This window comes from Enterococcus sp. DIV0176, from assembly GCF_050528535.1.
Lineage (GTDB): Bacteria > Bacillota > Bacilli > Lactobacillales > Enterococcaceae > Enterococcus_B > Enterococcus_B thailandicus.
This window is the reverse complement of record NZ_CP172879.1, coordinates 561,513-578,614: the sequence shown is the minus strand read 5'-3', so window position 1 is coordinate 578,614 and position 17,102 is coordinate 561,513. Positions and strand designations below refer to the sequence as shown.

Genomic DNA, 17,102 nt, shown 5'->3' with positions numbered 1-17,102 from the left:
CTACTCGCTATCTTGTCGGAGTTAACGCTTTGCGCCACAACCTTATCCAATCACCCTCGTAATCCACAAATCATAAATTTTATTCGTTAATATTGGTGTGTTTTCAACAATATATCGAGCAAGTCCGCTACTTCTAAATTGGTTTTGGATAAAATCTGAAGGGACAAATGAAAGTAAACTCAACAGCAAGAAAATCATGACAAAAGTTACGACAACTGACAAAAGACCACCAGCTAGCCAATCAACTTGTTTCAGCACAGGCAAGTACGTTAAGCTGTGTACAAAGATACCAACAAATCGAGTAATCAACCAACCAGCCATTAAAATAAGAAGAAATGCGATACCTGCATAAAATGCTTGATCTAAACTAAAAGAAATCGTTTGATCGAAAAAGACCAAATCCGATGTTGGCGTTACGGCCGGATAAGGAATGTATAGTTCCAAATGATTCGCTAACTGCTTATAAAAATGTTGTGCGACAAGAAAAGATACCAAATAGCCAACAGTATAGACAACTTGTAAAGCAAATCCTCTTTTCGCACCAGAAAAAAAGGCAATCAGTAAAAAAATAATAATCAATAGACTTAGCATGCCATGTTCCTTTCTCTTCTAGCTTTAGTCAAAAAACTTTGTTTGATTAAGTAGCAGATTTCTGCTTGATTTGGCCTTTACGCTTCTCATTCAAAATCTGTTGTGCTTCAACATGATTTTTGATTTCACGATCAGGTTGACCATTTTCTTTCAAAACTTCACGTGCTTCGTTCTCGATGGCTTCCATCCGTTTCACACGATTTTCTAGTTCAGTAAACTTAATCATTTTTTTCTTTAATTGCGCGACTTCTTCATTTAATTCCAAGAGTTGCTCTTGTTTTTTCAACTGATCCGAAAGCGCGTTGACCGCCATTAAAATTGCGGCTTGTTCATTATCCATTTGTGGCGATAATTGTTTTAGCTCCATCAATTGGTCATTCACTAATTTTGTAACGATATCCATATGATGCTTCGTTTCGCGACCAATAATCGTATACGTCTGATTAGCAATCACTGCTTTATAGCGTGTTTTTTCATGCGCCATACGAACCATTTCCTTCCCATAATAAAATTCCTATATAGTGTACCACGAAGTTTTTATACGTGTGTACTTCGCACATTTTTCTTAAACATACTTTACTATTATATGATAAACTTTGAAAAAATGCTATGTCCCATCAGTGACACCTTGATTCTGCCAAACGAATCATACTATCATGATCACAGCAAATAATGGAGGCCTAAAATGAGTAATGTAATAATCAAAGTTTCTGAAGCAAAAATGAATGAAATGAAAGCTGCTTACCAAATAAACTTGCTTCAAAAAAAAATGCCCTATACAACTTTTTCTGCTAAAAAAAATGGTACTACAATCACTGCCTATACATCTGGAAAAGTAATGTTTCAAGGCGCCAATGCCGAACAAGAAGCAAGTCGCTGGGGAGTCACGAATACATCCTCACCTACAAAAAAGGTGAATGCAAAAAATTCTGCTTCACTGCCTAATAATATTAGTCAGCTTTCTGTTCTAGGTAGTGATGAGGTGGGTAATGGAAGCTACTTTGGTCCTGTTACTGTCTGCGCTGCTTACGTTGATCGAGAGCACTTAAAAACCTTGAAAAATTTAGGAGTTAGAGATTCAAAAGAACTGAAAGATACTCAAATCATTCAATTAGCAAAAGTTTTAAAGGAAACGATTCCTTATCAATTGTTAGTACTTACACCAAAAAAATACAATGAAATACAACCTGAATATAATGCTGTTAGGATGAAGGTTGCTTTGCATAATCAAGCAATTCATTTACTTTTACAAAAAATTTCGCCAACAAAGCCTGAAGCAATTTTAATTGATCAATTTACCCCTGAAGCAAATTTCAAAAAGTATGCACGACTAGAAAAAAATAAAATTCAAGAAAAACTTTATTTTGTGACAAAGGGTGAACAATATCATCTAGCAGTTGCTGCAGCTTCTATCATCAGCCGTGCAAGTTTTTTAGAAGAACTTGATAAAGCTTCTGCTGAACTTGGAATAACTTTACCATCTGGTGCAGGCACAAAATCAGATACAGTTGCAGCAACCATCTTAAAAAAGGGTGGTCTACCACTACTCGCCAATTATGCGAAGCTGCATTTTGCTAATACGCAAAAAGCACAAAAACTCATTTGATTATCCTTTTAAAATGTTGAAAAAATACTGAACAAACAAAGATCCCCGCAATGACTACTTTTAACTAAGCAGCCTTTTGCGGGGACAACATTGAAACTTTAGAATAAAAAGAACGAAATAGATTGAATTTCTAAAATATAGATAAGATAAGATAAAAACAAATCAATTTCCTTGTAGTCTTCTACTGACTTAACAAGAATTTTTGATTTTTACATAATATTAGCATTTCGAATATGAACAGAAACGAAGACTCATTTATCAATTCGTTTCTTATCAAAAGGAGGAAAGTAATCATGGGTGATTTAATCGTCAAGATAGGCGTGTTATCAGAAATGCTGTTTGCCTTTCTGATAATTGTGTTAGTGATTCTAACATTGGTACTCGTTATCAAAAAGCTAACAAAAAAATAAATAAAAATCGAAGATCTTAACCTACACATCTAAATACATGATTCGTTCACCATTTTCTGGATCATACCTTTGACTATCAACAAATCCAAAACGTTGATAATAAGGTATGATTTTTTCATTTTCGTCATGCACACTTAAATAAATTTGTTCAACGGCATATTGTTCTTTCATCAAATGAATGAGTAAAGGCAAAAATAAACTGCCATATGCTTTTCCCTGCGAGTTCGCTTCAATCATCAATCGGTCTAACCACATAGCCTGTTCCTTTTTAGCACCAATCATCGAAAAACCAACAAGTTTCTTACCGTCATACATGGCTAATGGTCGCCACCCCAGTGATACATCATAGGCTGCTTCCAGCAAAGATGTGGCATTCGTTTCAATAAAATTTACTTGATTATCTGAAACAGACAACGCAATAACGTCCCGCCAATTAGACTCGTCAACATCTTTAAGTAATAAGTTCATCCAAACACTCCTTCACAAAAAATATTTCCTTTTGCAATTATTATAGCTACTGAATTTTTCACCTCTTCTTAAAGCGAGTTTCTGATGCTTACTTTAAGTATAAGCTATTTGAGCTTAATGCTACATATCTTGCTAGATAACAATGTTCAGAAAACTAGTATTTAACATTTGTGAAAGTTCATCCTTTGTTTCTCACTGATATTTTCCACCTTGAGATCGAGTGTAAAAAATTGGCTACAACAATTGAGAAAAGCATAAAATCCAGATCATATCTGTTAAGTTATGATTTGGATTTTATGCTGTTGACGTATTCAATTAATCACTATCTTTTTGCACATTCATTACAATGTGGCTATATTTCTCGCAATACGTCACTTTGTAATTTATAAAAATTTCTTTGATCATATTGATTATCTCCTGCTTTTCTTTTGCTTTGAATTTAAAGCCAATCTTATGTCCAAGAGATTCTTGTTTTTTATTTTTATTCGCAAAAGGCAAGATAATATCGACATTCCCATCAAATGTTTGTGTAAACAGAAATATGTTTTCATATAGATTTCGAAGTTCTATGTCAGATAAAAATTCAGCAAATCCATTACAAGAAATAATTAAATGATCATATTGCCCGAGCGTGGCCCTTGGATATTTTTCCAAAAAATCAAAAATAGAAATATTTTCTCTTGTTATAAAATGATTCAAACCAAATAATTTTTCTGCTAATAGTTGATTATTCTTCAACCATTTTGAATCAATGTCAATATTTAGACTTTCATAAGGTTTATTAAAGCAATTATTTGTTAAGTCGTTGATTCTATGTATTAGGCGCTCAATCTCAAGGCTATCAAAACCTGCCCCTGAACCAATATCAAGAAAGAAAAAAGATTCATTCTTTTCTATGTACTCTTTGATTTTTTGCCTTATTCCTTTTTGGATTTGTTGTCTCCTCCAAACAAGTGGTGGAGCGGCAACCTCTAACATTTTTTTGTCTACTTTTTTCCCAAAAAAACCCGACTGTGGTGTATTAAGTAAAACATAAAAAGTAACTTCTTCTGTTCCTGGACGTCGTGACATGATATTAGCTAAAGGACTCAACTTTGTTAGCACTTCACCCAAAAATGTTAATGTATAAGGAGATGACGGTAGATTTTTACTTTTAAAACTACTTAGAAACAATTCTTCCTGATTTATTTTGTAGTAGAAAGAATCATTTTTTATTTCTATAAATTCCCATACCGTTGGTTCTTGCTTCACAATCTCCCAAGCGTCCTCGAACTTCAGCAAACTTTGATTAGTCATAGTTTTTCTTCTCCTCATTTTTTATTTAAAGTCATTGTGGCAGTAGATAATTGTATCATGAAAGGGGACTCTCTCTAAACTTTTCTAAAAAAACCGATATCATCTGTCTATCAAACCTATTGTTCCTAATAAGTAAGATGAACAAAAATTATAGCGTATAACAATTATGAAGTATCACCTTTTACGTGAATGACAAATTTTGTAAAAACCAAAAGCAAAGCTACTTCAAAATAGAAAACATATAAAAAGAATAACAACACTTGTAGATTTATCCAAGGCACAATTTTTGTCTAAGGATATACAAAAACTGAAGAAACGATTAAGCAGCTTTTGACAGATATAAAAAAACAGCATCCGATAGATCTCATATCAAAACTTGAAAAATCATACATACGATACTTATTTTTCTCACAATAAATCTAATCCTATAGTAAATGTGTACTCCTGTTGATTTTTTATGAAAAAATAAACAAAGGCTTCAGATATCTTTTTTAAAACGAAGATAACTAAAGTCTTTGTTTACAGTCTAAATCAAACGCGCGACGAATCAGTTTATATTTGATTTTTATTTATTGATAATTGTTATTCACTAAAATAAGCAAGTAATGAATTTGTCAAACTTTCTGCAAATTTTTCTTGGTAATCATCCGTTACTAATTCAGCCAAGTCAGAATCATTATTCATATACCCCATCTCCACCAAGATGGCTGGTTGAAGATTTTCTCGCAACACTTGATAGTTGCCATACATGATTCCTCGAGAATTCAGAGGCAACTCAGAAAAGCCATCAGCAATTGTTTGTGCAAGCTCCTCATTTTTCTCATAATAATAATAAGTAGTGATTCCTGTTGCTTCGTTCGCAATTTCTGTTGAATCAGCGTGCAAACTGATAAAGACATCAGCTGATTTTTCTTTGCTGAAGGTACAAATGTCACCAAGTTGGATAAATTCATCTGTCGTATGGGTCAAATAAACAGTTGCTCCCTCCGCCTCTAAAGCTGCTTTTAGTTTTTTAGCTGTACTCAGCGTGAGTGTCTTTTCTTCCGTCTGTTCGTCATTGCTCAATGCGCCGACATCATCTCCACCGTGTCCAGGATCAAGTACAATCACTGCGTCAGACAAACTAGCTGGTTGATTTTGTGTTTTCTGCACAAGCATTGTTCCATCTGTCTTGGCTAAATAACCCGTTGTCCCTGCATTCGTTTTTATTTGATAGCTGTCGTCTGTTTCGGAAAGATATTCCGTTAGTTCCCCACCATTAATCGTTGCAAGTTTTATCGTTAATTCTTTATCGGCATATAACGTACTATCTTCTTTACCAATTTTGATTTGCTGTCGTGTTTCATGACTACTTGTCGTTGTGCTGGTTGCTTTTATCTCAGTTGTTTGGGTGCTTCCTGTTTGTTCAGCTGTTGTCTTTTGTTCAAAGATTCCCAAATGATTTGTAGCAATGAACAAGACACCCACCACTAAAAATAAGCCACATATTTTTTTCATCTTCTCACTCACCTCGTTACAGATAGTGTAAGAAGTGAAGCTTAAAGGGAACTTAAATGTTCAATGATTGGTTTGCTAATAAATTTCCTTTGATTTTTTGTAAAATAAAAAGTTGTTCCTAGAACAGGAACAACTTTGGACTATTCTTCTTCTGCCATGAATGAAGCCGAATCCCGCGATAGCAGAAGAAGCAAAGGGATGATTACATATTGTTTCATTCAATTTATTTATTTGGAACTAAGCTACTGCCTTAAGACGGACTTAACATTTGTAAATCATGTATTAGTAAGTCCCTTCTTCTCCTTGAGAAGTTAAAATTAGTGGGCCGTCTTTAGTGATTGCCAAACTATGCTCGTATTGACAACTTAAACTACCATCTAGAGTTTTTGCTTCCCAGCCATTAGGCATCATCTTCATCCGCCAATCACCAACATTTACCATGGGTTCAATGGTGATAATCATTCCTTCTCTCAGGCGGATACCTTTTCCAGCTTCACCATAATGTGCAAAGAAAGGTTCTTCATGAATACTAGGACCAATTCCGTGAGCAATAAAATCTCGTACGACACTGTATCCTTTAGCTTCTACATAGGTCTGGATTGCATGACCAATATCTCCAGTTCGTTTCCCAACTTGTGCTTGTTCAATTCCTAAATAGAGAGCTTTTTTGGTTACTTCCATCAAATTGTCAACTTCAGGTGTACTTGTTCCCACGACGTAAGCCCAGCAAGAATCAGAAATGCCACCTTTTAAGTCAATACACATATCAACTTTCACTAAATCGCCTGATTTTAAGACCTGTTTTTTTGGAAAGCCGTGGCAAATTTCATCATTGATGCTAATGCACGTAGCATATTCGTAACCTTCAAATCCAATTTGAGCGGCAATTCCGCCATGAGTTTCAATGTAATTACGTACAAAAACTTCAATGTCCCAACTGGTAATTCCAGGCTGAATAAAGTCTCGTAAGTGGATATGAACGTCTGCTAATAATGATCCAGATTGAGTCATCAAGTCAATCTCTCTTTTGGATTTTAGTGTAATCATCTTGTACTCCTTATTTTAAATTTTTCATAGTATATCATTGTTTTGGATGCAATATTTGAGAGGCCTGAACGAATATTAACGGTAAACCATACATAATGCCTTGACATACATTGGGAAGTATAACAACAAATAAATGAATACACAAACAATCATAGACTACAAAAAAACTAATCTGATTCCATTCATGAATGTTGCTTACAGTACAACAGACACTAACCTATGGAATAACAACAACTTGAGAAGGGAAAAAACTACAGATATCACTAAATCAAGCTAAAGATCAAAAGAATGTCCTTCAGATTGGCATTCAAAAAAGAAGAAAAAGAGCAGAACCCTTATATAATAAGGATTCTGCTCTTTAAAAGGACTATTCTTCTTCTTCCGCCATGAATGTATTGAAAACTTCTTCAATCATATCCCATTCAGCATCTGTTTCAATTTGTTGCAATTCGCCTTCTGTACCATCTTCGTTTTCGATGTAAGCATAAGCTTGTAACTCAACATCTTCATCTTCAGAAGCCCCAGCTGGGTATAATAGTACGTAGTTACGACCGAATTCTTCTTGCCCATCAACAGTCAATAAGATTTCGTAAAGTGTTTCGTTTCCTTGATCATCAACTAATGTGATGTGCTCATGTCCTTCATGGTCATGATCGTGTGAATGATTATGTTCTGTCATATCAATTCCTCTTTTCGTTTTCTAAAATAGTTGTTTACCCGAGCCGTCAAGATAGTTTTGTAAAATCATGACTGCGGCTAATTTATCAATTACTTTTTTTCTTTTTGCTCGTGACGTATTTGCCTGTTCCACTAACATGCGTTCAGCTTGAACTGTTGTTAGCCGTTCATCTTGAAATTCGACCGGTAAAGAAAATAGTTCTTTGATTTTTTCTCCATAAGCCATGGAAGCTTCTGCTCTTGGTCCGATTGAGTTATTCATGTTTTTGGGCAATCCTACAACAAATCGATCGACTTCATATTCAGCGACCAATTCTTTTAGACGGTCAAAACCAAATTCACCAGCTGCCTCATCAATTCGAATAATTTCTACACCTTGGGCAGTCCAACCGAATGGATCACTTACTGCGATACCAACTGTTTTTGAGCCAACGTCTAAGCCCATTACTCTCATAAATTCACTCCATGATTTGAAAGATAATCTTTCACGATTACTTCCATAATTTCGTCGCGCTCATGACGTCTGATTAAATTTCGTGCGTCACGATAACGAGGAATGTAGGCCGGGTCTCCAGAAAGTAAATAGCCAACAATCTGGTTAATAGGATTGTAGCCCTTTTCTTCCAAAGCCCGATAAACGATTGCTAATGTTTCACCGACTTCTTTTTTGCGATTATCATCAAAATCAAAACGTACGGTTTCATCTGTAAAACCCATGATTCTACACCTCTTTCCCGCAAGGTATTTATTCTACCTTATCCACATTCATTTTACTAGAAGAACGCTCAAACTACAAATAAATCTTATGTACTTTTTTCAGTAATAATAAAACATTTAACAATTGGAAATTTACCATTTGTTTTTTGTTTCTTTTTTTTATTTGTACAAGCTTCTTTAATAAAACATTCGTTGTTCATTATACGTTATTTTAGATAAAATGTACGTTTTTCTGTTTCAAATAAAAAAAGTGATGGCAAAGTACAAAAAATCATTCTGGAGAGTTTGTACTTTACCATCATTTTACTTATTTTTTACTCTTAACAGCTTGACCTGTTTGGTAATTGATTGTGTAACCGTCTTGAACGTTGTAAATAAAAACATTGAACTTCAACTTAGAGTCTTCGATACTTTGCGCTTCTAATTGAACACCGCGTGCTACTAACTCACTATCTTCAAAGTAAGGTGTCACTCGATAACGCACGTGATGATTTGTTTCTTTGATGTATGCAGCAATATCATTTTCATGCGCCAACATATAAGGTGTGTTTAGCGAACGAGTCCCTGTCATCAAATTTTTGATGTTATTATTTTGACCAGTTAGCTGAAAACCAATTAAGTGACTACGATTGTACAACCATTGACCATCAGTTAGTTTTTTTTGCTTCCATCCAGTTGGATTTACGTAAAGAGGTTCTCTTTTTTCTGTTGGAAATAACTCTTTTCCTAACATCGCATTTGCTGAACCTACTCGATTTAAACGATCAACCTCAGAATATTTTTCCCAAACACCGTTGGCCAAACTAAAATCTGATTGAGAAAAATCAGGCTGATTATTATTGATTTCTATTTCTTGATGCTTACCATCGTATTCAGGAACATCTGCTAACTTTGCTGCTTGTGGTGCTGAATCGAAAATTGCAGTAATCTGTTGAAAGATATCCGAATCGTTTTGCGTTGTCGAAATCCCAAAAGCTCCGGCTAAAATTGCGATGACAACACCCATAATAGTCTTAGTGGTTTTCTTACTCATCTATCTACTCCTCTTCTTGCCAATTCTTCTAAACTTTAACATATGTTCCCCTTTTTAGAAACTCCCTTTTTATCTTCAATCAAAAAAGAACGTGCAGTTATCGTCTATACGACAATAAAAGCACGTCCTTTGTATAAAAGCGGGTGACGAGAATCGAACTCGCGACATCAGCTTGGGAAGCTGGGATTTTACCACTAAACTACACCCGCATGACTAAAAAAAGTATACGCCTCTTTTTTTCATTGCTCAAGTGTTTTTTCATTCAGTTTTTTACTTCATTTCTGTTTTTTGTAGTAGAATGAAAACAACAAATGAACTATTGGAGAAGATGGTATGTCGGAAAAAGAATTGAATTTATTACTTGATACTTGTTTACTTGCAGGTAAAATCATGATGGAAAGCAACGCCGAAATGTACCGAGTAGAAGATACAATGAGTCGAATTGCTCTAGCTTCTGGCAATTATCGTTTAGTTAGTTATGTCACACAAACAGGATTGTTTATTGGACTTGATCGAACTTCAACTATTCGAATGGAACAAATTACCAATCGTTCCATCAATCTTGAAAAAGTAGTAAAGGTCAATGATCTATCTCGACGATACGTAGCTAAGGAATTAACATTGACTGAACTCTACGATGCCTTACAAGGCATTTATAAAGAGCGTTTCTTTTTTCCTGTTTGGTTACAAATTTTTAGCGCAGCTATCATCAGTGCAACTATTATGGTTTTATTTGGTGGCGAATTAGCTGACCTTCCCATTGCATTACTCATTGGTGGCATAGGATACGCCATTTATTTATATAGCTTGAAATTTTTCAGAATAAAATTTCTTTCAGAATTTTTTTCTTCTTTATTTATTGGATTAGCGGCTATTCTTAGTGTTCGACTAAATATCGGAATCAATCAAGATTTGATTATTATCGGTTGTGTCATGCCGTTAGTACCTGGGGTTCAAATTACCAATGCCATTCGCGATTTGTTAGCTGGCCATTACCTTTCAGGTGTATCTCGCGGAACAGAAGCTATGATGACAGCCACTATGATTGGCTTTGCCATTGCTTTTATCTTTCAACTTTTTTAATCGAAAAGGAGCTTACCCATGTGGACGATACTGATACAATTTTCTTTTAGTTTTTTAGCAACAGCCGCGTTTGCTATTATCACAAATGTGCCACGAAGCGCATTGGCTTGGTGTGGTTTTTCTGGCGCACTTGGCTGGATGATCTACTGGGTCACGATTACCTTTGGTGGTAATGCTGCATTTGGCTCCTTACTTGGTTCACTGGGAGTCGCCTTTATTAGCGATGTTTTTTCAAAAAAATTCAAGATGCCGGTCACAATTTTTAATATTCCTGGAATGGTTCCATTGGTTCCTGGGGGGCTAGCTTATCAAGCTGTCCGCAATTTAGTCACTGGTTCTTATCAAGACGCGATTACATACGCGGTACAAGCAATTATGATTGCTGGTGCAATTGCTTTAGGACTAGTTTTATCTGAGGTTTTTAATCACAATATTCGAAACTTTAAATTAAAGCGTGAATCTATGATTAGCAAACGTAAAAAGAAATTCCTGACAAAAAAATAAAGAAAACGTCGAGCGTAACTGGGCTCGACGTTTTCTTTTGCTTTAATCCTTTACACTTGTTTTTTAGTGTTAGGCGCTTTATGCCATGACTTTGTCTATAATGTTCAAGCAGTAATTCTTCAAAATAAAGTCAAATTACGCAAGAATGGGAGAAGTCATTTCTAGTTTTTTTCTTTTTAGAGTGGAATAATCCTTTCATATTCCTTCCCTAAAAAGAACGATAGACATACTGATTTTTTGGCGCGGTCACTTTTTTCGCTGTCGTCACATGTACGGTCGGAATATCCCGCTTGAATGGCTGGTAATATTCAGACTGAATCACACCTTCCACATGATACCATTCATCATTTTTGACCGTGGTTCCTTCTGGCATCTGCGTCAATAACCCAAAAACACCTGAGTCTGCTACACAGTGAATGATGCCAAAACGGAATAAGAAAATATCTTGTTTTTCTTTATCTGGCGTCTGATAAACAAACCCATCATAGCTAATTGTTTTCCCAATAAATTCACTTGGATAATTATAGATCAGCTCCATAATCTCCAAATAATTTTCATCTGTGATTTGAATAGTTTGTTTATCTCCATATTTTGCTTTTAACTCGTTCATCTGTTCTTGATAATCAGACTGATTGAAATAAATACTTGTATCAGGTTTCAGATATTGCGTCTGCATTTCCGGATCACCCACAGATTCTTTACTAACAGGAAAATTAAATCCTTTTGCTTCAACAATCGTGGTATCCAAACTAACCGTTGGAAACAATGTTCCTACTAGGATTGGTAAAGCTAGTAGTACATAAGCAACCAAACGCTGGCTTGGTTTTGTCAATCCGTGGTCATGATCGTGATGCTCATCTGTTCCTTTTTCTGGTTCATTTTTTCCCCATAAATAGAGTTGAACTAATGCTAGTACTGCAGATAAAATCATCGAAAGGATTGCTAAATACCGATAATGAACATTGATATACTGGTCTAACTTGCCAGAAACTTGTAAATACATCATCAGTTCAAAATAACCTGATAAAATTAAAAAACGGATCATCACTTTCCCTCCTAGATGAGTAATGTATAACCTATAACAACCACTGCAATGACACAAATCAATGCAAAGATAAATTGACTTTTAAAGTAACGCTTCATCATCAACAAGTTTTTGATATCCACCATTGGTCCAAAAACTAAAAAAGCGACGACAGGTGCTGTCCCAAATAAACTTAATAGGGAAGAACCGATAAATGCATCTGCTTCAGAACATAACGACATCGTAAATGCTAATAACAACATGATGACAATTGCTAAGATTTTAGTTGATCCTAAAGTCAACATTACTCGTGTTGGTAAATAAGTTTGCATCGCTGCCGCAATCAGTCCACCAATGATCAAATAGCGACCTGTATCAAAAAATTCATCAATCGCATGAGTCAAAACATGCCATACTTGCTGACCTAATCGATGGATGTTGGCAAATCTTTTTTCTTTCATCTTCTGGTCTTCAATCGGCAACTCATGATGATGATGTGAATGTTTTTGCTGTTCATTTAAGTGATTTTGAATCAATTTTTCTTTCAAAACAGATTCCTTTTGAAAATAAGCCAACCAAATGCCTACTACTAGGGCAACCAAAAAAGCACCTAGTACACGCCAGCCCGCCATTTTCCAAGAATTGCCAAATGCGATATAAGTTGAAAAGATCACCACTGGATTGATAATCGGTGCAGTCAACATAAAAGCAAACGCAGTTGGTACGGGAACATCTTTTTTTACAAATTGATGGACGATTGGCACAATGCCACACTCACATGAAGGAAAAAAGAATCCTAATCCAGAGCCAACTAAAATAGATAAAAATTTATTTTTAGGAAGCCAACGTCGAACACGTTCCGGCGTCAAAAAAACTTGTAATGCTCCCGAAATGATGCAACCTAATAAAACGAACGGTAATGCTTCGATAACGATGGATAAAAAAATCGTGCTCATTTGCAAAACCGAATTGGGTATCCAAGAAAACATACTGTCTCTCCTTCTAATACAACGTCATTTGCCAAAATAATATACGCTTTTCCTTAAAAAATTACAAGTTAAGAAAAAAAGTTTACTATTCTCTTATCTTTTAGTTTGTTTTTTGTAAAAGCAACTTGATTGACAATTCACTCATTCCCAACTACATTAGTCACAGAAAATAAAAAAGAGAAACGAGGTCGTTTGAATGAAGAAAACAACTCAGCTAGCAGAAGCATTACAACTCATCGACACGGAAGACACGGTTGTCCTTTTTCTTTCCATGCCTCATTGTAGTGTCTGTCATGCAATTGAACCACGTTTACAGAAGTTGCTCACTTCATTCGATATTCCTGCCTTGCATTTGGATGCTCACGAAATTCCTGAGGTTGCTAGCACATTTGAAGTTTTGACTGTCCCAGTGATTTTGATTTTTCACAAAGGAAAAGAGATTGCACGTCAAGCACGTTTCATTGACTTAGAAAAAATCGAGTTCCTTTTAACTCAAATAACCCATACTACTGACGCACTAAACTATGAAGAAATTTTCAACACAAAAAAGGGATAATGACAAGAATAGCTCAAATAGAAAAACCGCCTAAAATTCGTTTTTATAAACGATTATTTTAGGCGGTTTTAAATTGAGAAACGTTTTATTTTTAGTTCTACCATAGGTTCTTTTTTATGAATAAGCGGTGTTCCCAAAACAACTCCTTGAAATAATTCACAACTGTCCAAAAATATGAAAGGTTATTTTTGTCAGTTACTCATTATTTTGTCAGAGCTGACCGTTTTGCGCCACAACCTTTTCAGCGGTGTTTCCAAAGCCACTCCTCCATATAACTTACATTCACTTCAAACTATGGAAAGCTATTTTTAGTGTCTGCTCGCTATCTTGTCGGAACTAAACGCTTTGCGCCACAACCTTCTTTAGCTTATTCTTCATCCATTGTGTTTAAAGTTGCATCTGAATGCAAGAAATAAATCAATGTCTGTAATTCGTTTGTTAAGTCAACATTTTGAATCAAAACATCTGCTGGCGCGTTTAATCGCGCAGAGGTAAAGTTGAGAATCCCTTTGATTCCTGCTTCAGTTAAACGGTTTACTACTTCTTGCGCTTTTGAAGCTGGGATAGTCAAAATAGCTACTTCGATTTGTTGGATCTTGATTTGTTCCATCATATCATCCATTGGATAGACAGGGATTCCATCAACAATTCTTCCAACGATTTCTTCATTGACATCAAAAGCACAGCTAACACGTATACTATTACTTTGATGGAATTTATATTTTAACAAGGCGCTTCCAAGATTTCCGACACCAATCAAGGCAACGTTTGTTAGTTGATCATCATTTAGCGTTTTAGCAAAGAAGTGCATTAAATCTTCCACGTCATACCCATAGCCACGTTTTCCTAGTTCTCCAAAATAAGAAAAGTCACGTCGAATAGTTGCACTGTCGACTTGGACTGCCTCACTTAATTCAGTTGAAGAAACTTTTTTCTTTCCAGCATTATTTAAAATTCTCAAATAACGATAATATAAGGGCAAACGCTTTGCTGTTGCCTTTGGAATTATATGATCTTTCACTTGCTTACCTCCACGAGTTTCTAATTTTTCTTTGATTTACCCATCATAGCAGTATCTATAGGAAAAAATCAATTTGATTGCTCGGATATTGTGAATTTTTACTCTTTATTCATCTTTTTATCATTGTCGCTAATCTCGCAGTCTTAATGAATTTATGGTAGACTACAAGTTGAAAATTACTTTTTATTCCTAGAAGAATTCACAAAGTAGAAAAGAGGATTCGATGATTTTATTACAAGCCAACCAAGTCGCCCGCCATTTTGGTGCGGACGTTTTGTTTCAAAATATTCATTTAGAAATCAGCACTGGCGCACGAATTGCCTTAGTTGGTCGCAATGGTGCTGGAAAATCAACATTACTAAAAATAATTGCAGGTCTAGAAGCTCCGGATCAAGGCGCGATTACCAAAAATAAAACAGCTACACTCGGTTACTTAGCGCAAGATACCGGTTTGTCTTCTAATGAAACCGTCTGGAACGAAATGCTAAAAGCTTTTGCAGAAGTTCGCAAAATGGAACAACGCATGCGCGAACTAGAGATTGCAATCAGTGAAGGAGTCCCTGAAACACCTGCTTACGACTCTTTTTTAAAAGAATATGATCGATTACAACACGAATTTTCCGACAAAAACGGCTATGGTTATGAAAACGAAATTCGTTCCGTCTTGCATGGATTCAAATTTGATCCTTCTTTTTATGAACAAACAATCGATACTTTATCAGGTGGCCAACGAACCCGTCTTGCACTAGCTCGGATGCTTTTGCAACATCCAGACATCTTGATTCTCGATGAACCAACTAACCACCTGGACATTGAAACACTTTCATGGTTAGAAAATTATTTACAAGGCTACACAGGTGCTTTACTAATTGTCTCACATGACCGTTATTTTCTTGACAAAGTTGTCACTGAAGTATACGAGCTTAGCCGTCAAAAGATGCGTCATTACAAAGGAAATTATTCCAAATATCTTGACCTAAAAGCGGAACAACTTGCAAGTGATTGGAAAGCATACGAAAAACAACAAACAGAAATTCACAAACTGGAAGACTTTGTTGCGCGGAATCTTGTGCGAGCATCAACAACTAAGCGTGCCCAGAGCCGTCGGAAAGCGCTAGAAAAAATGGACCGCCTAGATCGTCCTCAAGGGGATGAAAAGCAAGCGCATTTTCTTTTCCACGCAGAAAAACCTTCTGGAAATGTTGTCTTACAAGTGGAAGATGCTGCAATTGGCTACGACGGTGAAGTATTATCCGAGCCAATTAATTTAGATGTTCGTCGTCAAGAAGCGATTGCTCTCGTTGGACCAAATGGAATCGGGAAGTCAACTTTGCTTAAATCAATTATTCATCAGCTGCCGTTTATTCGAGGAAATCAGCACCTTGGAACGAATGTAACAATTGGTTACTATGACCAAGGACAAGCAGACTTACACACAAATAAAACAATTTTGGCAGAATTATGGGATGAGCATCCTACTTTACCGGAAAAAGAAATTCGTAGTGCGCTAGGAGCTTTTTTGTTTTCTGGCGAAGATGTTGAAAAAACGATTCCGTTATTAAGTGGTGGCGAAAAAGCACGAGTTGCGTTAGCCAAACTAGCGATGAATCAAGAAAACTTTTTAATTCTTGATGAACCAACAAACCACTTGGACATTGATAATAAAGAAGTTCTAGAAAATGCTCTGATAGATTACGATGGTACCCTGCTCTTTGTTTCTCATGACCGTTACTTTATCAATCGCATCGCAACAAAGGTTGTTGAGTTATCTGAAAATGGTAGCAAGATGTATCTTGGCGACTATGATTATTATTTGGAAAAGAAACAGGAAGAAGAAGAAATTGCAGAACTCTTGGCAAAAGAAGAACAAACAGAAGTCGTTGAAACACCCACTAGCAAATCAAATTACTATCAAAGTAAAGAACAACAAAAATTAATGCGTAGTTTAAGTCGAAAAATTACGCAAGTCGAAGAAGAAATGGCACAATTGGACGAAACAATTGCACAGCTAGAGGCCGAAATGGTTCGTCCTGATGTTCTTGACGATCATGTAAAATTAAACGACTTGAACCAGCAGTTGGAAAATGCGCGAGTTGAGCAAGAAGAAAAGCTAGTTGATTGGGAAAACTTGAGTATTGAGTTGGAAGAGTATGAATAAGGTTGTGGCGCAAAACGTTTAGCTCCGAAAAGATAGCGAACAGGCACTCAAAATAGCTTTTCATATTTTGAAGTGAATGTAAGCTATATGGAGGAGTTGTTTTGGGAACACCGTGAATAAGGTTGCGACGCAAAACGTTTAGCTCCGACAAGATAGCGAACAGGCACTCAAAATAGCTTTTCATATTTTGAAGTGAATGTAAGCTATATGGAGGAGTTGTTTTGGGAACACCGTGAATAAGGTTGCGGCGCAAAACGTTTAGCTCCGACAAGATAGTGAACAGGCACTCAAAATAGCTTTTCATATTTTCGAACAGTTATGAATTATTTCGAGGAATTGCTTTGGGAACACTATAGCTAAAGTTGTGACACACAACATTAAGCTGACACAAAAATTAAAAATCTTCACCACAAAATAAAACAAT

18 protein-coding genes and 1 tRNA gene are annotated in these 17,102 nt (G+C 35.8%); 5 read left to right on the top strand and 14 right to left on the bottom strand.

What is annotated here, in order from left to right; all coding sequences use genetic code 11:
• Positions 1-42: 42 nt before the first annotated feature.
• Complete coding sequence (locus IGJ66_RS02810) at positions 43-591, bottom strand: CvpA family protein (RefSeq protein ID WP_067481644.1); 549 nt, start codon at positions 589-591, stop codon at positions 43-45.
• A gap of 46 nt (positions 592-637) precedes the next feature.
• Positions 638-1,075 carry a cell division protein ZapA gene (gene zapA, locus IGJ66_RS02805; RefSeq protein WP_067481642.1) on the bottom strand — a complete coding sequence of 146 codons (438 nt, stop codon included), beginning with the start codon at positions 1,073-1,075 and terminating at the stop codon, positions 638-640.
• 201 nt (positions 1,076-1,276) lie between these two features.
• Between zapA and rnhC the strand changes: the two genes are divergently transcribed.
• The gene (gene rnhC / locus IGJ66_RS02800) at positions 1,277-2,197 is read left to right on the top strand and encodes a ribonuclease HIII (protein WP_368027135.1); all 921 of its coding nucleotides are present in this window, start codon (positions 1,277-1,279) and stop codon (positions 2,195-2,197) included.
• Positions 2,198-2,628: 431 nt separating this feature from the next.
• On the opposite strand, the gene IGJ66_RS02795 is transcribed toward rnhC, so the two are convergent.
• The 9 genes from IGJ66_RS02795 to IGJ66_RS02755 form a co-directional block, all read right to left on the bottom strand.
• On the bottom strand, positions 2,629-3,075 hold the full coding sequence (locus IGJ66_RS02795; protein WP_430616801.1) for a GNAT family N-acetyltransferase: 447 nt from the start codon (positions 3,073-3,075) through the stop codon (positions 2,629-2,631).
• Between the two features lie 315 nt (positions 3,076-3,390).
• The gene (locus IGJ66_RS02790; protein WP_430616800.1) at positions 3,391-4,371 is read right to left on the bottom strand and encodes a hypothetical protein; all 981 of its coding nucleotides are present in this window, start codon (positions 4,369-4,371) and stop codon (positions 3,391-3,393) included.
• 582 nt (positions 4,372-4,953) lie between these two features.
• Positions 4,954-5,868: an N-acetylmuramoyl-L-alanine amidase family protein gene (locus IGJ66_RS02785; protein ID WP_067481631.1), complete on the bottom strand. Its 915-nt coding sequence runs from the start codon at positions 5,866-5,868 to the stop codon at positions 4,954-4,956.
• 282 nt (positions 5,869-6,150) lie between these two features.
• Entirely contained in the window at positions 6,151-6,915 is a 765-nt protein-coding gene (gene map, locus IGJ66_RS02780; RefSeq protein WP_067481630.1) for a type I methionyl aminopeptidase, read from the bottom strand.
• A gap of 367 nt (positions 6,916-7,282) precedes the next feature.
• Complete coding sequence (locus IGJ66_RS02775) at positions 7,283-7,594, bottom strand: DUF1292 domain-containing protein (protein WP_067481590.1); 312 nt, start codon at positions 7,592-7,594, stop codon at positions 7,283-7,285.
• 21 nt (positions 7,595-7,615) lie between these two features.
• Positions 7,616-8,047, bottom strand: coding sequence for a Holliday junction resolvase RuvX (gene ruvX / locus IGJ66_RS02770; protein WP_067481589.1), 432 nt, complete (start codon positions 8,045-8,047; stop codon positions 7,616-7,618).
• A complete protein-coding gene (locus IGJ66_RS02765; protein WP_067481587.1) occupies positions 8,044-8,310 on the bottom strand; it encodes an IreB family regulatory phosphoprotein in 267 nt (88 codons plus the stop codon). The genes ruvX and IGJ66_RS02765 overlap by 4 nt, the downstream gene beginning before the upstream one ends.
• A 307-nt stretch (positions 8,311-8,617) precedes the next feature.
• Complete coding sequence (locus tag IGJ66_RS02760; protein WP_430616799.1) at positions 8,618-9,343, bottom strand: DNA/RNA non-specific endonuclease; 726 nt, start codon at positions 9,341-9,343, stop codon at positions 8,618-8,620.
• Between the two features lie 138 nt (positions 9,344-9,481).
• Positions 9,482-9,552: transfer RNA gene (locus IGJ66_RS02755), tRNA-Gly, on the bottom strand.
• A 124-nt stretch (positions 9,553-9,676) separates the two neighbouring features.
• On the opposite strand from IGJ66_RS02755, the gene IGJ66_RS02750 reads away from it, so the two are divergent.
• Both IGJ66_RS02750 and IGJ66_RS02745 read left to right on the top strand, forming a co-directional pair.
• A complete protein-coding gene (locus tag IGJ66_RS02750) occupies positions 9,677-10,426 on the top strand; it encodes a threonine/serine exporter family protein (RefSeq protein WP_075492162.1) in 750 nt (249 codons plus the stop codon).
• 18 nt (positions 10,427-10,444) lie between these two features.
• Positions 10,445-10,930, top strand: coding sequence for a threonine/serine exporter family protein (locus tag IGJ66_RS02745; protein ID WP_067481582.1), 486 nt, complete (start codon positions 10,445-10,447; stop codon positions 10,928-10,930).
• A gap of 208 nt (positions 10,931-11,138) precedes the next feature.
• On the opposite strand, the gene IGJ66_RS02740 is transcribed toward IGJ66_RS02745, so the two are convergent.
• A complete protein-coding gene (locus tag IGJ66_RS02740; RefSeq protein ID WP_430616798.1) occupies positions 11,139-11,975 on the bottom strand; it encodes a TIGR03943 family putative permease subunit in 837 nt (278 codons plus the stop codon).
• Between the two features lie 11 nt (positions 11,976-11,986).
• Positions 11,987-12,943 (bottom strand): permease, encoded by a 957-nt coding sequence (locus IGJ66_RS02735; protein ID WP_067481580.1) that lies wholly within the window; start codon positions 12,941-12,943, stop codon positions 11,987-11,989.
• Positions 12,944-13,139: 196 nt separating this feature from the next.
• Between IGJ66_RS02735 and IGJ66_RS02730 the strand changes: the two genes are divergently transcribed.
• The gene (locus IGJ66_RS02730; protein ID WP_067481578.1) at positions 13,140-13,499 is read left to right on the top strand and encodes a thioredoxin family protein; all 360 of its coding nucleotides are present in this window, start codon (positions 13,140-13,142) and stop codon (positions 13,497-13,499) included.
• Between the two features lie 367 nt (positions 13,500-13,866).
• Here IGJ66_RS02730 and IGJ66_RS02725 read toward each other — a convergent pair whose 3' ends face one another.
• Complete coding sequence (locus IGJ66_RS02725; RefSeq protein WP_067481576.1) at positions 13,867-14,520, bottom strand: redox-sensing transcriptional repressor Rex; 654 nt, start codon at positions 14,518-14,520, stop codon at positions 13,867-13,869.
• Between the two features lie 223 nt (positions 14,521-14,743).
• On the opposite strand from IGJ66_RS02725, the gene IGJ66_RS02720 reads away from it, so the two are divergent.
• Positions 14,744-16,678 (top strand): ABC-F family ATP-binding cassette domain-containing protein, encoded by a 1,935-nt coding sequence (locus tag IGJ66_RS02720; RefSeq protein WP_430616797.1) that lies wholly within the window; start codon positions 14,744-14,746, stop codon positions 16,676-16,678.
• The last annotated feature ends 424 nt before the right edge of the window (positions 16,679-17,102 follow it).

What these genes read in the sequence shown, in the direction of transcription:
- IGJ66_RS02810 (WP_067481644.1), bottom strand. Translation starts at nt 591, where the DNA reads ATGCTAAGTCTATTGATTATTATTTTTTTACTGATTGCCTTTTTTTCT.
- zapA (WP_067481642.1), bottom strand. Translation starts at nt 1,075, where the DNA reads ATGGCGCATGAAAAAACACGCTATAAAGCAGTGATTGCTAATCAGACG.
- rnhC (WP_368027135.1), top strand. Translation starts at nt 1,277, where the DNA reads ATGAGTAATGTAATAATCAAAGTTTCTGAAGCAAAAATGAATGAAATG.
- IGJ66_RS02795 (WP_430616801.1), bottom strand. Translation starts at nt 3,075, where the DNA reads ATGAACTTATTACTTAAAGATGTTGACGAGTCTAATTGGCGGGACGTT.
- IGJ66_RS02790 (WP_430616800.1), bottom strand. Translation starts at nt 4,371, where the DNA reads ATGACTAATCAAAGTTTGCTGAAGTTCGAGGACGCTTGGGAGATTGTG.
- IGJ66_RS02785 (WP_067481631.1), bottom strand. Translation starts at nt 5,868, where the DNA reads ATGAAAAAAATATGTGGCTTATTTTTAGTGGTGGGTGTCTTGTTCATT.
- map (WP_067481630.1), bottom strand. Translation starts at nt 6,915, where the DNA reads ATGATTACACTAAAATCCAAAAGAGAGATTGACTTGATGACTCAATCT.
- IGJ66_RS02775 (WP_067481590.1), bottom strand. Translation starts at nt 7,594, where the DNA reads ATGACAGAACATAATCATTCACACGATCATGACCATGAAGGACATGAG.
- ruvX (WP_067481589.1), bottom strand. Translation starts at nt 8,047, where the DNA reads ATGAGAGTAATGGGCTTAGACGTTGGCTCAAAAACAGTTGGTATCGCA.
- IGJ66_RS02765 (WP_067481587.1), bottom strand. Translation starts at nt 8,310, where the DNA reads ATGGGTTTTACAGATGAAACCGTACGTTTTGATTTTGATGATAATCGC.
- IGJ66_RS02760 (WP_430616799.1), bottom strand. Translation starts at nt 9,343, where the DNA reads ATGAGTAAGAAAACCACTAAGACTATTATGGGTGTTGTCATCGCAATT.
- IGJ66_RS02750 (WP_075492162.1), top strand. Translation starts at nt 9,677, where the DNA reads ATGTCGGAAAAAGAATTGAATTTATTACTTGATACTTGTTTACTTGCA.
- IGJ66_RS02745 (WP_067481582.1), top strand. Translation starts at nt 10,445, where the DNA reads ATGTGGACGATACTGATACAATTTTCTTTTAGTTTTTTAGCAACAGCC.
- IGJ66_RS02740 (WP_430616798.1), bottom strand. Translation starts at nt 11,975, where the DNA reads ATGATCCGTTTTTTAATTTTATCAGGTTATTTTGAACTGATGATGTAT.
- IGJ66_RS02735 (WP_067481580.1), bottom strand. Translation starts at nt 12,943, where the DNA reads ATGTTTTCTTGGATACCCAATTCGGTTTTGCAAATGAGCACGATTTTT.
- IGJ66_RS02730 (WP_067481578.1), top strand. Translation starts at nt 13,140, where the DNA reads ATGAAGAAAACAACTCAGCTAGCAGAAGCATTACAACTCATCGACACG.
- IGJ66_RS02720 (WP_430616797.1), top strand. Translation starts at nt 14,744, where the DNA reads ATGATTTTATTACAAGCCAACCAAGTCGCCCGCCATTTTGGTGCGGAC.